The 13,752-nt window shown below is 68.2% G+C and carries 14 protein-coding genes; 8 read left to right on the top strand and 6 right to left on the bottom strand.

Annotated features, from left to right (window positions below; all coding sequences use genetic code 11):
* Nucleotides 1-162: 162 nt before the first annotated feature.
* From B6N23_RS09935 to argC, 5 genes are all read right to left on the bottom strand, one after another.
* Nucleotides 163-930, bottom strand: a complete 768-nt coding sequence (locus tag B6N23_RS09935; RefSeq protein WP_119022282.1) for an amino acid ABC transporter ATP-binding protein — start codon at nucleotides 928-930, stop codon at nucleotides 163-165.
* A gap of 13 nt (nucleotides 931-943) precedes the next feature.
* On the bottom strand, nucleotides 944-1,615 hold the full coding sequence (locus tag B6N23_RS09930) for an amino acid ABC transporter permease (RefSeq protein WP_119022283.1): 672 nt from the start codon (nucleotides 1,613-1,615) through the stop codon (nucleotides 944-946).
* A 111-nt stretch (nucleotides 1,616-1,726) separates the two neighbouring features.
* A complete protein-coding gene (locus B6N23_RS09925) occupies nucleotides 1,727-2,509 on the bottom strand; it encodes a transporter substrate-binding domain-containing protein (RefSeq protein ID WP_305498335.1) in 783 nt (260 codons plus the stop codon).
* A gap of 123 nt (nucleotides 2,510-2,632) precedes the next feature.
* Nucleotides 2,633-2,986 carry an iron-sulfur cluster insertion protein ErpA gene (gene erpA, locus B6N23_RS09920; RefSeq protein WP_169956189.1) on the bottom strand — a complete coding sequence of 118 codons (354 nt, stop codon included), beginning with the start codon at nucleotides 2,984-2,986 and terminating at the stop codon, nucleotides 2,633-2,635.
* Between the two features lie 98 nt (nucleotides 2,987-3,084).
* A complete protein-coding gene (gene argC / locus B6N23_RS09915; protein ID WP_305498331.1) occupies nucleotides 3,085-4,119 on the bottom strand; it encodes an N-acetyl-gamma-glutamyl-phosphate reductase in 1,035 nt (344 codons plus the stop codon).
* Nucleotides 4,120-4,232: 113 nt separating this feature from the next.
* Between argC and B6N23_RS09910 the strand changes: the two genes are divergently transcribed.
* From B6N23_RS09910 to B6N23_RS09890, 5 genes are all read left to right on the top strand, one after another.
* Nucleotides 4,233-6,011 (top strand): chloride channel protein, encoded by a 1,779-nt coding sequence (locus B6N23_RS09910; protein WP_169956183.1) that lies wholly within the window; start codon nucleotides 4,233-4,235, stop codon nucleotides 6,009-6,011.
* 93 nt (nucleotides 6,012-6,104) lie between these two features.
* Nucleotides 6,105-6,536, top strand: a complete 432-nt coding sequence (hemJ, locus tag B6N23_RS09905; RefSeq protein ID WP_110069110.1) for a protoporphyrinogen oxidase HemJ — start codon at nucleotides 6,105-6,107, stop codon at nucleotides 6,534-6,536.
* Nucleotides 6,536-7,390, top strand: a complete 855-nt coding sequence (gene thiD / locus B6N23_RS09900; RefSeq protein WP_305498326.1) for a bifunctional hydroxymethylpyrimidine kinase/phosphomethylpyrimidine kinase — start codon at nucleotides 6,536-6,538, stop codon at nucleotides 7,388-7,390. The genes hemJ and thiD overlap by 1 nt, the downstream gene beginning before the upstream one ends.
* 108 nt (nucleotides 7,391-7,498) lie before the next feature.
* The gene (gene hemL / locus B6N23_RS09895; RefSeq protein WP_305498323.1) at nucleotides 7,499-8,788 is read left to right on the top strand and encodes a glutamate-1-semialdehyde 2,1-aminomutase; all 1,290 of its coding nucleotides are present in this window, start codon (nucleotides 7,499-7,501) and stop codon (nucleotides 8,786-8,788) included.
* A gap of 48 nt (nucleotides 8,789-8,836) precedes the next feature.
* The gene (locus tag B6N23_RS09890; RefSeq protein ID WP_305498321.1) at nucleotides 8,837-10,093 is read left to right on the top strand and encodes a P-loop nucleotide/nucleoside kinase family protein; all 1,257 of its coding nucleotides are present in this window, start codon (nucleotides 8,837-8,839) and stop codon (nucleotides 10,091-10,093) included.
* A gap of 14 nt (nucleotides 10,094-10,107) precedes the next feature.
* Here B6N23_RS09890 and B6N23_RS09885 read toward each other — a convergent pair whose 3' ends face one another.
* Nucleotides 10,108-10,803, bottom strand: coding sequence for a LuxR C-terminal-related transcriptional regulator (locus tag B6N23_RS09885; RefSeq protein ID WP_305498319.1), 696 nt, complete (start codon nucleotides 10,801-10,803; stop codon nucleotides 10,108-10,110).
* 357 nt (nucleotides 10,804-11,160) lie between these two features.
* Here B6N23_RS09885 and rdgB point away from each other — a divergent pair, with 357 nt between their 5' ends.
* From rdgB to B6N23_RS09870, 3 genes are all read left to right on the top strand, one after another.
* Complete coding sequence (rdgB, locus tag B6N23_RS09880; protein WP_305498312.1) at nucleotides 11,161-11,772, top strand: RdgB/HAM1 family non-canonical purine NTP pyrophosphatase; 612 nt, start codon at nucleotides 11,161-11,163, stop codon at nucleotides 11,770-11,772.
* Nucleotides 11,769-12,938 (top strand): radical SAM family heme chaperone HemW, encoded by a 1,170-nt coding sequence (hemW, locus tag B6N23_RS09875; RefSeq protein ID WP_305498310.1) that lies wholly within the window; start codon nucleotides 11,769-11,771, stop codon nucleotides 12,936-12,938. Before rdgB ends, hemW begins: the two co-directional genes overlap by 4 nt.
* 96 nt (nucleotides 12,939-13,034) lie before the next feature.
* A complete protein-coding gene (locus B6N23_RS09870; RefSeq protein WP_305498308.1) occupies nucleotides 13,035-13,712 on the top strand; it encodes a YiaD family glycine zipper/OmpA-like lipoprotein in 678 nt (225 codons plus the stop codon).
* Nucleotides 13,713-13,752: the final 40 nt, after the last annotated feature.

Genomic DNA, 13,752 nt, shown 5'->3' with positions numbered 1-13,752 from the left:
TTGTGCCCGCGGCTGTGAACAACCGGCCTTCTTATCCACGACCCCCTCTGGCATGGGCCCTGCAGCGCAGATCGGCCTCGCCGTAGAAAATTCTATCCACAGGCGAAAAAAAGCCCCTGCCGATGCCGACAGGGGCTTTTCGGTCGCTCCGAGGGGGCGATGTCAGTGCTTGAGGACCCGGGCCAGGAAGCTCCGGGTGCGCTCGTCGGCGGGGCGATCGAAAATCTGCTCCGGCGGTGCCTGCTCGGCGATCTCACCCTTGTGGATGTAGATCACCCGGTCGGCGACCTCCCGGGCGAAGCCCATCTCGTGGGTGACGATGATCATGGTCATGCCTTCGCGTGCCAGCTCGCGCATGGCATCGAGGACCTCGCCGATCATCTCCGGGTCCAGCGCCGAGGTGGGCTCGTCGAAGAGCATCAGGCGCGGCTCCATGGCCAGGGCGCGGGCCAGGGCCACGCGCTGCTGCTGGCCGCCGGAGAGCTGGGTGGGGTGCTTGGCGGCCTGGTCGCTGATGCCGACCCGGGCCAGCAGCCGCTCGGCGGTCTCCACGGCGTCGGCGCGGCTCCAGCCGCGCACCTTCATGGGGGCGAGGATGACGTTGTCCAGCACGCTGAGGTGGGGAAAGAGGTTGAACTGCTGGAACACCATGCCGACCTCGGTGCGGATCCGCTGCAGCGCACGGCCGCTCTTGCCGTGGGGAGTCAGCTCGTTGCCGTCCACCTCGATGTGGCCCGCCTGGAACTCCTCCAGGCCGTTGATGCAGCGGATCAGCGTGGATTTCCCCGAGCCGCTGGCGCCGATGATCACGACGACCTCCCCCGGGGTCACCTCGAGGTCGATCCCCTTGAGCACGTGAAGGTCGCCGAAGTGCTTGTTGACCTTCTCCATGCGCACGATGGGAGCGGTCGCCTTGTCGTTCTGTGTCATGGGTGGGCTCCCTCTATTGTCCGACCAGGCCGCGCTTTTCCAGCTGGCGCAGCAGCAGCGACAGGCTCCAGGTGATGGCCAGATACATCAGGGCCACCATGAAGTAGACCTCCAGGGCGGTGAAGGTCGTGGCGATGTAGATCTGCCCCTGGCGGACCAGCTCGCCCACGCCGATCACCGAGAACAGCGAGGTGTCCTTGATGCTGATGATGCCCTGGTTGCCCAGGGGCGGGATCATGCGGCGGAAGGCCTGGGGCCAGATCACGTAGCGGAAGGCCTGGGTACGGGAGAGCCCCAGCGACAGCGAGGCCTCGCGCTGGCCGCGCTCGATGGACTGGACCCCGCCGCGCACCACCTCCGAGATGTAGGCGCCGGAGTTGACCGCGATGGCGGCGATGCCGGCGGTCAGGGCGTTGATGGGGCTGCCCAGCAGCTGGGGCAGGCCGTAGAAGATGAACAGCACCTGGACCAGGATCGGCGTGCCGCGGAATACCTCGATATAGAGGATCGCCGGCCAGCGCATCAGGCGCGACGGGCTGATCCGCATCAGGCCGAAGACGATGCCGATCACGAAGCCGATGGCCAGTCCGCCGAAGGAGATCAGCAGGGTCCAGGGAATGCCGGGCAGCAGGTGCGGGATGGAGCGGAACGCCGCCGCCCAGTCGAATTGAAAGGTCACGTCCACGGGCGTTTCTCCGGGATGGCTGAAAACGAGGCGGGGCCGGGAGGTGTTACCGCCCGGCCCCGCTGGTCAGCTCGTCGTCTCGTCACGACGAGGGTTCAGGGCGCGCCCGGTTCACTCCTCCGAGGGGGCCTCGCCGAACCACTTCTCGTAGATCTCGGCGTAGGTGCCATCCTCGCGCATCTCGGCCAGGGCCTCGTTCACCGGCTCGACCCACTGGCTGCCCTTGTGGAAGACGATGCCGTACTGCTGGCCCTCGTAGAGGGGACCTACCACCTTGGTACGGCCCTCGCCGCGGGTCTGCGAGAAGTAGGCGACGTTGGGGGCGTCGTAGAAGGCGGCATCCACGTTGCGACCGAGCAGCGCCATGTACATGTCGCTGTTGCCCGGGTAGGGGGTGATGTCGGCGCGATCGCCCAGCTGCTCCTGGAGGAAGTCATAGCTGGTGGAGCCGATGCGGGTGGCGATGGACATGCCCTCGAGATCCTCGATGGTCTCGACGCTGTCGTTGTCGGCACGCACGATGATCTGCAGGCCGGAGTCGTAGTAGGGGTCCGAGAAGTCGACGATCTGGGCGCGCTCCTCGGTGATGGTGACCCCGGCGATGGCGATCTCCTGGCTGCCGGTCTGCACCGCCGGGATGATGCCGGCGAACTCCATGGTGGTCAGGTTGACCTCGAAACCGGCCCGCTCGGCGACCTCGTTGATGATGTCCATGTCGAAGCCGATCATCTCGCCGGTCTCGGGATCCATCATCTCGAAGGGCACGAAGCTGGGGTCGGTGACCACGTTGACACGGGGCGTGTCGGCCAGCGCCGAACCGGCCGCGCCGAGGCCCAGCGCGGCGGCCAGGGCAGATTGCTTCAGGAGGGGTGAAGCGTGAGTCGATCTTGTCATGAGATTCCCCGTTCTTGAGTCTTTTCTGATGGGTCTCGCCTCTTCAACCATGGCGAGAATGCTCCAGAGCGTCAAGTCGGGGTCTCTCACGTACGCCGTGTCACGGACGCCGGGGAGGCGGCGTCACACCATGAAGGAGGCGCCGCAGCCACAGGTGGTGGTGGCGTTGGGGTTCTGGACCAGGAAGCGGGCGCCGGCCAGCCCCTCCTCGAAGTCCACGGTGGAGCCCACCAGGTACTGGTAGGAGAGCGGATCGACCACCAGGGCGACGTCGCCGAACTCGATGACGGTGTCATCCTCGGCGACCTCATCGGCGAAATCGAAGCCGTACTGGAAGCCCGAGCAGCCGCCGCCGGTCACGTAGACCCGCAGCTTGAGCTGACGGTTGCCCTCCTCCTCGATCAGCGACTGGAGCCGTCTGCGCGCGCTGTCGGAGAGCAGCAGGGGCGTGGGAACAAAGGATTCGGCACCGCTCATGGAGAGCTCCCTCGGGGGAAACGGAAAATTCGACCGGTCATTATCTCCAATCCCCAGCAAAATGGTCAACTTTTGCCGGGGGAGAGGGCGAGCGGGGATCAGGGCATCAGCGCCGGGGCGGCGAGGCCGGCCTTCTCGTCGAAGCCGAACATCAGGTTGAGGTTCTGGATCGCCTGGCCGGAGGCGCCCTTGACCAGGTTGTCGATCACCGCAAGCACCACCACCGTGTCGCCGTTGCCCGGGCGGTGCACGGCGATTCGGCAGAGATTGGCGCCCTTGACGCTGCGGGTCTCGGGGTGGCTGCCGGCGGGCATCACGTCGACGAAGGGCTCGCCTTCGAAGCGCTGCTCGAAGAGCGCCTGCAGGTCGCCCGGCTCGCCGATGAGGCGCCCGTAGAGGGTGGCGTGGATGCCCCGGATCATCGGCGTCAGGTGGGGCACGAAGGTGAGCCCCACCGGCGAACCGGCGGCGTCGCCCAGGCCCTGGCGGATCTCCGGCAGGTGGCGGTGGCCGGCGGCGCCATAGGCCTTCATGGACTCGCTGGCCTCGGCCAGCAGCGAGGGCACCTTGGCGCCGCGGCCCGCGCCGGTCACCCCGGACTTGCAGTCGGCAATGATATGCCCGGCATCGATCAGGCCGGCCTCGAGCAGCGGCAGCAGGCCGAGCTGCACGGCGGTGGGGTAGCAGCCGGGCACGGCGATCAGGCGCGCCTGGCGGATCCTGTCGCGGTTGACCTCGGGCAGGCCGTAGACCGCCTCGCCCAGCAGCGCCGGCGCGCCATGGGGCTGGCCGTACCACTCGGCCCACTCCTCGGCGTCGCGCAGGCGGAAGTCCGCGGAGAGGTCGATCACCCGGGTGCCGCGCTCGAGCAGATCAAAGGCCAGGGCGTGGGCCACGCCGTGGGGGGTGGCGAAGAAGACGGCGTCGCAGGCGCCGAGACGGTCGGCATCGGGCTCGCTGAAGGCCAGGGTGTCGTAGTGGCCGCGCAGGTTGGGGTACATGTCGCAGACGCGCACGCCCGCCTCGGAGCGGGAGGTGATGGCCTCCACCTCGACCTCGGGATGCTGGGCCAGCAGCCTGAGCAGTTCGACCCCGGTATACCCGGTGCCACCGACGATTCCGACCTTGATCACGTTGACCTCCTTCCGCTTGGCCCTGGGCTGGGCTCGGTTGTGATGAATATGATACACAAGAAGGCAGGGGCCGACCCAGCCGGCTCCGTCACTGGCCGAACAGGAACCTCGCCGTGCCGCGTTTCTCACTGCCGGACTTAAGCCTGGAGGGCTTCCGCCAGCGCCTGGCCAGCGTAGACGCCCTCCCCCAGCTCTGCGTGCTGGGGGTGGTGTCGGGGCTGATCACCGGGGGCTTCATGGTCGGCTTCCGGCTGCTGATCGACCTCGGCGCCCTGGCCTTCATGCCCGGCGGCGACCCCGAGGCCTTCGAGGGGCTATCGCCCCAGGTGCGCTCGGCCCTGCCGATCCTGGCGGTGATCCTCGTTGGCGTCTTCCTGTGGCGCCAGCCCGAGAAGGCCCGCAAGCTGGGCGTCGGCCACGTGATGGAACGGCTCACCTACCATCAGGGGCGCTTTCCCCTGCGCAACTGGCTCAACCAGTGGTGGGTCGGCGTGGTCACGGTGCTCGGCGGGCTCTCCGCCGGCCGCGAGGGGCCGGCGATTCACCTCGGGGCGGCGGCCTCCAGCGGCCTCGGCCAGCAGCTGCGCCTGCCTCACAACAGTCTGCGGGTGCTGGTCGCCTGCGGCACCGCCGCCGGGATCTCCGCCTCCTTCAATACCCCCATCGCCGGGGTCATCTTCGCCATGGAAGTGGTGATGATGGAGTACACCATCGCCGGCTTCATGCCGGTCATCCTGGCCTCCACCATGGGAGCGTTGGTGGCCCAACTGGTCTACGGCTCCGAGCCGGCCTTTCAGGTGCCCACGGTGAGCCTGGGCTCCCTCTCCAACCTGCCCTGGCTGGTGGTGACGGCGCTGGTGATCGGCCTGCTGGCGGGGCTCTTCATCCACGTGGCGCGCAGCGAATGGATCAAGGGGCTGCCGGTGTGGCTGCGCCTTTCGCTGGTGGCCGTGGCCACCGCCGGCGTGGCCTGGTGGTACCCCGAGGTGCAGGGCATCGGCTATGACAGCCTGAGTGCTTCGCTGACCGGGGACCTGGCGGTGGACGTGCTGCTGGCGCTGGTGGTGGCCAAGCTGCTGCTGACGGCGATCACCGTGGCCAGCGGCATTCCGATCGGCATCATCGGCCCGGTGCTGGTGATCGGCGCGGCGGCGGGGGCGCTGATGGGGCTGCTCGGCGGCTGGATCTGGCCCGGGCGGGGCGCCGATCCGGGGGTCTATGCGATGCTCGGCATGGCGGCGATGATGGGGGCGGTGCTGCAGGCGCCGCTGGCGGCACTGATGGCCCTGCTGGAGCTGACCCACAATCCCAACATCATCCTCCCCGGCATGCTGGCGGTGGTGGTCTCCGGGCTCACCTCGCGGCAGCTGTGCCGCTGCGACGGCTTCTTCATCAGTGCGACCCGCCATGGCCTGCACCCGCTGCAGCAGCCGCTGATGCAGGCGCTCTCCCGGGTCTCGGTGCCGGCGGTCATGGAGCGCAGCCTGGAGCGCACGCCGCGCATGGTGACGCGGGAGCGCGCTCGGGCGCTGCTGACCCGCAACCCCATCTGGGTCCTGATCGAACGCTCCAGCGACGACAAGCCGGTGCTGGCATTGAAGGCCGCCGACCTGGCGCGCTGGCTGATGGAGGCCGAGTCGGAGCCGCGAGCGGAGGACGGGGACGGCGAAGGAGAAGACGCCGAGCTCATCGACCTGCTGGAGATTCCCGGCCTGCGCCTGGAGCTGGCGCCCATCCACCTGCAGGCGACCCTCTCCGAGGCCTTCGAGCGACTCAACGACCAGGCGGTGGATGCGCTCTACGTGGAGCATGGCAACCGCCCGAAACAGAAGCGGATTTCCGGTATCATCACGCGCGGCGCCATCGAGCGATACTATTCGCTCAAGGAGTAGCCCTTCGAGGATTGGCCCCTCGGGGGGCTTCCTCCGAGGGGCGCCATGCTCGGCGCTCGCGCCCTTCCCGCCACCCTCTCATGAGGAGTCTTCATGTATCTGTGGATCAAGGCCCTGCACCTGATCGCCATGGTGACCTGGTTCGCCGCCCTCTTCTATCTGCCGCGCCTCTATGTCTACCACGCCATGGCGCGGGATCGCGGCGAGCAGCAGGCGATCGACCACTTCCTTGTCATGGAGCGCAAGCTCTACCGGGGCATCATGACCCCCTCGATGATCGCGGTGCTGGTGTTCGGCGGCTGGATGCTCTACCTGATGCCCTTCTGGCTCAGCCAGGGCTGGCTGCATGCCAAGCTGCTGCTGGTGGCGCTGCTGGTGGCCTACCACCACGTCTGCCTGATCTACCTCAAGCAGCTGCGCGACGGGCGCTGCACGAAGAGCCACGTCTTCTTCCGCTGGTTCAACGAGCTGCCGGTGATCGCCCTGCTGATCATCATCTTCCTCGCCGTGCTCAAGCCCTTCTGATGGCGACCCCCGAGACGGTGTCGCCCCATCTGCCGGTGGTGCTGGTGCTGGCCGGCCATGACCCCACCGGGGGCGCCGGCCTGATCGCCGACGCCGAGGCGATCGCCGCCTGCGGCGGCTGGGCGCTGACCATTCCCACCGCGCTGACGGTGCAGAACTGCCGCGACGTCCAGAGGGTCGTGCCCGCCGATCCCGACATCATGCGCGCCGCCGCCGCGGCGCTGGACGACTTCGAGGTCGCCGCCATCAAGGTGGGCCTGGTGGCCGACCTGGCCAGTCTGGATGCGGTGACCGACATCGTGCGGTGCTTCCCCGGCGTGCCGCTGGTGGTTGATCCGGTGCTCAGGGCCGGCGGTGGCCGTGAGTTGTCCACAGCCGAGCTGGTGGATGCCTTCCGCGAGCGGCTGCTGCCCCTGGTGGATATCCTGACCCCGAATAGGGACGAACTGGCCCGGCTCTCCGCCCAGCCCGGCGAGGATACCGAGCGGGCGGTGGAGCTGATGACCCTGGGCTGCCAGGCGGTGCTGGTCACCGGCACCGACTCGCCGGTGCCCGGCACGCCGGGTGATCGCGTGGCGCATACCCTGCACACGCCGGATCAGAGTCGACAATGGAGCTGGCCCCGCCTGGAAGGGCGCTACCACGGCTCCGGCTGTACCCTGGCCGCGGCCCTGGCGGCGCGGCTGGCCGCCGGTGAGTCGCTGGTGGGCGCCTGCGAGCAGGCCCAGGCCTTCACCTGGCAGGCGCTGGCCAACGGCTGGCGGCCCGGTGAGGGACAGTCGTTGCCGCGCCGGCTATGGCGACTGCCCGTGACGCCGGTCAAGGGAGTGGACGAGCCGGCTGCCTCCGGGTGAGCCACGGGCTGGCCATCCCCTGCCCGAACGCCGAGAATGGGGGCAGTCGGGTGGCCATGAAAAGGTTATCCAGAGAATTATCCACAGCTTTCGAGGACGAGATACGCCATGACCACATCCGCCGAGCTCTTCGAACGGGCCTGCCGCCACATCCCCGGCGGCGTCAATTCGCCGGTGCGCGCCTTCAAGGGCATGCAGCGTCCGCCGGTGTTCATGGAGCGCGCCCAGGGCGCCTACCTCTTCGACGTGGAGGGCAAGCGCTATGTCGACTACGTGGGCTCCTGGGGGCCGATGATCACCGGCCATGCCGACCCCGACGTGCTGGGAGCGGTGCGGGAGCGCCTGGATCGCGGGCTCTCCTTCGGCACCCCGACGGCCATCGAGACCACCATGGCGGACCTGATCTGCGAGATGATCCCCTCCATCGAGATGGTGCGCATGGTCAACTCCGGCACCGAGGCCACCATGTCGGCGATCCGCCTGGCCCGTGGAGTCACCGGCCGTGACAAGATCGTCAAGTTCGAGGGCAACTACCATGGCCACTCCGATTCGCTGCTGGTCAAGGCGGGCTCCGGGGCGCTGACCCACGGCGAGCCGAGCTCCCCCGGCGTGCCGGCCTCCCTGGCCGAGCACACGGTGACGCTCTCCTACAACGACATCGACGCCGTGGAGCAGTGCTTCGAAGAGATCGGTGACCAGATCGCCTGCATCATCGTCGAGCCGGTGGCCGGCAACATGAACTGCATTCCCCCGCAGCCGGGCTTCCTGGAGTGCCTGCGCAGGGTCTGCGATGCCAACGACAGCGTGCTGATCTTCTACGAGGTGATGACCGGTTTCCGGGTGGCGCTGGGCGGCGCCCAGGCGCATTACGGCATTCGCCCGGATCTCACCTGCCTCGGCAAGATCGTCGGCGGCGGCATGCCGGTGGGCGCCTTCGGCGGCAGCGCGACGATCATGTCCAACATCTCGCCGCTCGGCCCCGTCTATCAGGCGGGCACCCTCTCCGGCAATCCGCTGGCGATGTCCGCCGGCATCGCCCTGCTCACCAAGCTGCGCGAGCCCGGGTTCCACGACGCCCTGGCCCAGCGGGTGGAGACCCTCTGCCATGGCCTGAAGGAGCGTGCCAGCGCCGCCGGCGTGGAGATGATCACCCAGCATGCGGGTGGCATGTTCGGTCTCTTCTTCACCGGCCAGAGTCGCGTCGACAACTTCGCCCAGGCCACCGCCTGCGATGCCGACGCCTTCCGGCGCTTCTTCACCGCCATGCTGGACGAAGGCGTCTACCTGGCTCCCTCGGCCTACGAGGCGGGCTTCATGTCCAGCGCCCATACGCCGGAGGATATCCAGCGCACCCTGGATGCCGCCGAGAAGGCCTTCGTGACCATGCAGCAGGGCTGAAGCGACGTTTCACCAAACCGACTGCCACCACCCATCAGGAGACTCGTGATGCCCCACTCCGCCGCTGTGCCCCACCGGGCCTGTGATGCCAACGAGAGCCTGGAATCGCTGGTGGATTCCCTGGTGGCCTACCATCGCCTGCCCGAGGCGGCCGCACCGCATGGCGACCCCGTCCTGCCCCTGGTGCAGCTGGCGCAGGGGGAGCTGGCCACCATTCGCGCGGGCCTGCTGGACGAGGAGGAGCGCCAGCGGCTCGATCAGCTGGGTGAATGGCTGGAGCAGGACCTGGTGCGCCTCGGGTCCCTGCTCGAGGCCCGCCGCGACCGCCTGGTGACCAGCTGGGCACTGGCCCATCCCGACAGCCGCCTGTGCCATGAGGGCCGGACCCTGCTGGCCAATGCCATCGGGCGGGATCCGGGGGCGCCGGGCGCCGACCTGCCGGCCGATCCCGCCAGCGACCTGGCGGCGTTGCTGGTGGGGCTGGAGGCGCGCGGCGAGTCTGCGCTCACTCGCCAGGCGCTGGATCGCTACCTGCGCCTGTCGGGGGACTATCCCCAGGCGCGGCTGCTCTCGCTGTTCGGCACCTGCCACGCCTTGAGCGGTGCGCGTCGTGCCCTGCAGCGTCGCCCGGCGCCTGACCAGGACCCTGAGCATCCGGCGAGGCTGGCGGAGAGCATGGCCGAGTGCCGGCGCTACCTGGCCCTGGCGGAACGCATCGCCGAGTTCCGCTTCCCGCCGCTGGTGATTGCCGTGGGCGTCTCGGGCAGCGGCAAGAGCCGCTTCACCGAGGGATTGGTCAGCCGTCTGGGAGCGATCCGGGTCTGCTCGGATGCCGAGCGGCGGCGGCTCCACGACCTGCCCCAGGAGATTACCTACCCACAGGGGGCGGCAGCCGCACCGGCTGTGGATATCTTCAGTGAGGCCGCCACCGAGCGTACCTATCGCCACCTGGCGAGCTGTGCCGGCACCCTGCTGGATGCCGGCATCCCGGCCTGCGTGGATGCCACCTGCCTGAAACGCTGGCAGCGGGACCTGCTGCGGCAGCAGGCCGAGGCTCGCGGCCTGCCCTGCCTGGTGGTCAGCTTCGAGGCGGATGAGGCCACGCTCAGGCGGCGTATCGAGAAGCGTGCCCGCCGCCAGGGGGGCGAGGTGTCCGACAGCCTGGCGCTGCTCGACCATCAGCTGGCGGAACGGGAGCCCTTCGGTGACGAGGAGCGACTGCATCTGGTCCATCTGGACACCACCGCGGATAACGCCGCCGAGACGCTGGTCGATCTCATCGAGGAGCACGTGAAGCTGGGCTGAGGCAGCCCTGGCGTTCAGCCAGGGCCTCGGGTATGCCCCGCGTCGCGTCGCGGGTAGTGCTGATCGGGGGGCGGCGGCACGCCCAGGTTCTGGCGAGCCCAGTTGACGGCCTGGATGCGATTGTGGACGTCGATCTTGCGAAAGATGTTGTAGAGGTGTGACTTGACGGTGTGCTCGCTGACGAAGAGGCGGTCGGCGATCTCGCCGTTGGAGGCCCCGGAGCCCAGCAGGCCGATGATCTCCAGTTCGCGATGGGTCAACCCACATACCGGGCGGTAGGAGTTGAGCTGCTGGCGGCGCAGGAAGGAGATCATGCGGGTCATCAGGGAGCGCGACATCCACAGCTCCCCGGTCATCAGCGACTGCAGCCCCTTGCAGATCATCTCCAGGCTGTCACTGCGGTAGAAGACGCCCCGCAGGTGGAGGGCCGAGAGGGTCTGCACGGCGTGATCCTCGTCCAGGAGGTTGAAGGCAGCCAGCGAGATTCGCTCATCCTCCATGGCGCGGGCGTGCCACTTCTGCATGAGCTCTTCACCGACATGGTCGGCATCCAGCAGGATCAGGGTGGGCTGTATCTCCCTGGGCTTCCATTCGCTGCCTGGCGGCAGCACCGTGATCGTGCAGGCCAGCTGCTTGCGCAGATAGTCGATGAAGAGCTGGCACTGGGGGCTGCTGGAGGTCACCAGCAGCATGTTTTTATCCTGATCCATGTTCGCCCCCCTGAGGAAGCTCAGCCGGCAAGCTGGCTAGCGGCAGGTAAAGGAGTGACGGTGGGTGTTCAGCCCATAGTGTTGGCTATTCTGTTACATCCCGTTACTTCTCATTAGTTATATCTCGATGCGATTTTTATTTCATTTTGATGAATGGCGAGGGTTGAGGTTCCGGATCAATGGCTTGGCGGATGCGTTCTCGCTGGCCTCGAGGCGAGCCCTTACCAAAATCAGCCGACTTTCATGAGCGATGTCATACTCGCGGCGGTCTCGAGGACGCCGTGCCGTGCGCCGGCCATTTGCTGTTGTCGCTCGGCACCCTAGAATGGCAGGCCGTCAATCGTCAGGAATCTCACCATGACCTCGACCCCCCTGATCCTTGCCAGCGGCAACGCCGGAAAGCTGCGCGAGTTCCACCAGCTGCTGGCGCCGCTGGGCCTCGATGTCAGGCCCCAGGCGGAGTATGACGTCCCCGAGGTGGAGGAGACCGGCCTGACCTTCGTCGAGAACGCCCTGCTCAAGGCGCGGGAGGCGAGCCGGGTCAGTGGCCTGCCGGCGTTGGCCGATGACTCGGGACTGGAGGTCGATGCGCTGAACGGGGCGCCCGGGATCTACTCGGCGCGCTTCGCCGGTGAGCCGAAGAGCGATGAGCGCAACAATGCCCGGCTGCTGGAGCGGCTGGCGGAGGTGCCCGAGGGGCAGCGAACCGGACGCTACTGGTGCGTGCTGGTCTACCTGCGCCACGCCGAGGACCCGGTGCCGCTGATCGTTCAGCGCAGCTGGAAGGGCGAGATCCTGGCCCATCCCCGCGGCGAGGGTGGCTTCGGCTACGACCCGCTGTTCTGGCTGCCCGAGCAGGGCATGAGCGTGGCCGAGCTGTCGTCGGCGGAAAAGAATCGCCTGAGCCATCGCGGGCGCGCCCTTCAGGCGCTGGTCGAGGCGCTGGGCCAAGGCCCAGGGGCACGATGATCGCCCTGCCGCCCCTTGCGCTCTATGTGCATGTGCCCTGGTGCGTGCGCAAGTGCCCCTACTGCGACTTCAACTCCCATGGCGTCGGCCGCGAGCAGGCGCTGCCGGAGCAGGAGTACCTGGCGGCCCTGCTGGCCGACCTCGATGCCGACCTGCCGCTGGCCGCCGGTCGGGAGCTGGTCAGCCTCTTCATCGGCGGGGGCACGCCGCGCCTGATGTCGGCCTCCTTCTATCGTCAGCTGCTGGAGGGCGTCGCCGCGCGGCTGCCCACGGCCCGGGACATCGAGATCACCCTGGAGGCCAACCCGGGCACCCTGGAGCGCGGGCGCTTCGCGGGCTATCGCGAGGCGGGCATCAACCGGCTCTCCCTGGGGGTGCAGAGCTTCCAGGATGCCCAGCTGCAGGCGCTGGGTCGCATCCACTCGGGTCGTGACGCCGAGGCCGCGGTGCTCGAGGCCCGCGAGGCGGGCTTCGACAACCTCAACCTCGACCTGATGCACGGGCTACCGGGCCAGACCCCCGAGCTGGCCCTGGACGACCTGGAGCGGGCCCTGGCGCTCGCCCCCGAGCACCTCTCCTGGTACCAGCTCACCCTCGAGCCCAATACCGAGTTCCACTCCCGGCCGCCGCGGCTGCCCGAGGAGGAGGTGCTCTGGGATATCCAGGACCTGGGCCACGAGCGGCTGGAGCGGGCCGGCCTTCTGCGCTACGAGATCTCGGCCTACGCGCACCCGCAGCGGCGCTCGCGACACAACCTCAACTACTGGCGCTTCGGCGACTACCTGGGAATCGGCGCCGGCGCCCATGGCAAGCTGAGCGCTGTCGATGGCGATGCCGGCCTGGCCATCGAGCGGCGCTGGAAGGCCCGCCAGCCGGAGGCCTACCTGCGCCGCGCCCGCGACCCCCGGGGGTTCATCGCCGGCCACAGCCCCATTGCCGACGAGGAGCTGCCGCTGGAGTTCGCCATGAATGCGCTGCGTCTGGTCGAAGGGGTCTCCCTGGCGCGCTGGCGAGCCGCCACGGGCCGCCCGTCCGCCGTGCTCGAGGCGCGCCTCGAGCACGCCCGTAAAAAAGGACTTCTCGTGGAAGATGCCGATCGACTGCAGGCATCGCCTCAGGGTCTATTATTCTTGAATGAACTGCTGGCGCTGATCGGCATGGAATGACCGATCCACCGGCCTCATCGCAGCCCGTGATACCGATGAACTGCCCGGCAGGGATGCCTACCGGGTCTACTGATGATTGCATGGAGATCTGACCTCATGATCAAGCCCACTCGCTTCCTCGTCCCGCTTGCCGCCGCTGCCCTGCTGGTGGGTTGCGCCACGACCGACCCCTATTCCGGCCAGACCCAGCGCAGCCAGACCGGCACGGGTGCCGCCATCGGGGCCGCCGTGGGGGCCGCCGCGGGCGCGCTGAGCGGTGACGGCAGCACCAGCCGCCGTGATCGCGCGCTGATCGGTGCCGCCGTGGGCGCCGCCGCCGGTGCCGGCATCGGCGCCTACATGGATCGCCAGGAGGAGGAGCTGCGTCAGAGCACCCGCGGTACCGGCATCGAGGTCGATCGTCGCGGCGACGATATCGTGCTCAACATGCCGAGCAGCGTGACCTTCGGCTTCGACTCCAGCGAACTGACCATGAGCGCTCGCAACGCCCTCAACGACGTGGCGTCGATCCTGACCCAGTACACCGATACCCGGGTCAACATCGCCGGTCACACCGACAGCACCGGCAACGCCGACTACAACCAGCGTCTCTCCGAGCGTCGCGCCGAATCCGTCGGCAACTACCTGGCCCAGGCGGGCGTCTCGCGCAATCGCCTCTACATGACCGGCTATGGTCCGTCCCAGCCCGTGGCCAGCAACGCCACCGAGGAGGGGCGCGCCCAGAACCGTCGCGTCGAGATCACCCTGACCCCCATCGAGAGCCAGTTCCAGTAAGGCCAGGCGAGCCCGCCGAGTGCCAGAGTGGGGCCTGCCG

It is taken from the genome of Halomonas alkalicola, from assembly GCF_030704205.1.
Classification (GTDB): domain Bacteria; phylum Pseudomonadota; class Gammaproteobacteria; order Pseudomonadales; family Halomonadaceae; genus Halomonas; species Halomonas alkalicola.
This window is presented reverse-complemented; position numbering and strand designations above follow the sequence as displayed.

Excerpts from the sequence above, each read along its gene's own strand:
- B6N23_RS09935 (WP_119022282.1), bottom strand. The coding sequence starts at position 930 with ATGACACAGAACGACAAGGCGACCGCTCCCATCGTGCGCATGGAGAAG.
- B6N23_RS09925 (WP_305498335.1), bottom strand. The coding sequence starts at position 2,509 with ATGACAAGATCGACTCACGCTTCACCCCTCCTGAAGCAATCTGCCCTG.
- erpA (WP_169956189.1), bottom strand. The coding sequence starts at position 2,986 with ATGAGCGGTGCCGAATCCTTTGTTCCCACGCCCCTGCTGCTCTCCGAC.
- hemJ (WP_110069110.1), top strand. The coding sequence starts at position 6,105 with ATGTATCTGTGGATCAAGGCCCTGCACCTGATCGCCATGGTGACCTGG.
- thiD (WP_305498326.1), top strand. The coding sequence starts at position 6,536 with ATGGCGACCCCCGAGACGGTGTCGCCCCATCTGCCGGTGGTGCTGGTG.
- hemL (WP_305498323.1), top strand. The coding sequence starts at position 7,499 with ATGACCACATCCGCCGAGCTCTTCGAACGGGCCTGCCGCCACATCCCC.
- B6N23_RS09890 (WP_305498321.1), top strand. The coding sequence starts at position 8,837 with ATGCCCCACTCCGCCGCTGTGCCCCACCGGGCCTGTGATGCCAACGAG.
- B6N23_RS09885 (WP_305498319.1), bottom strand. The coding sequence starts at position 10,803 with ATGGATCAGGATAAAAACATGCTGCTGGTGACCTCCAGCAGCCCCCAG.
- rdgB (WP_305498312.1), top strand. The coding sequence starts at position 11,161 with ATGACCTCGACCCCCCTGATCCTTGCCAGCGGCAACGCCGGAAAGCTG.
- hemW (WP_305498310.1), top strand. The coding sequence starts at position 11,769 with ATGATCGCCCTGCCGCCCCTTGCGCTCTATGTGCATGTGCCCTGGTGC.
- B6N23_RS09870 (WP_305498308.1), top strand. The coding sequence starts at position 13,035 with ATGATCAAGCCCACTCGCTTCCTCGTCCCGCTTGCCGCCGCTGCCCTG.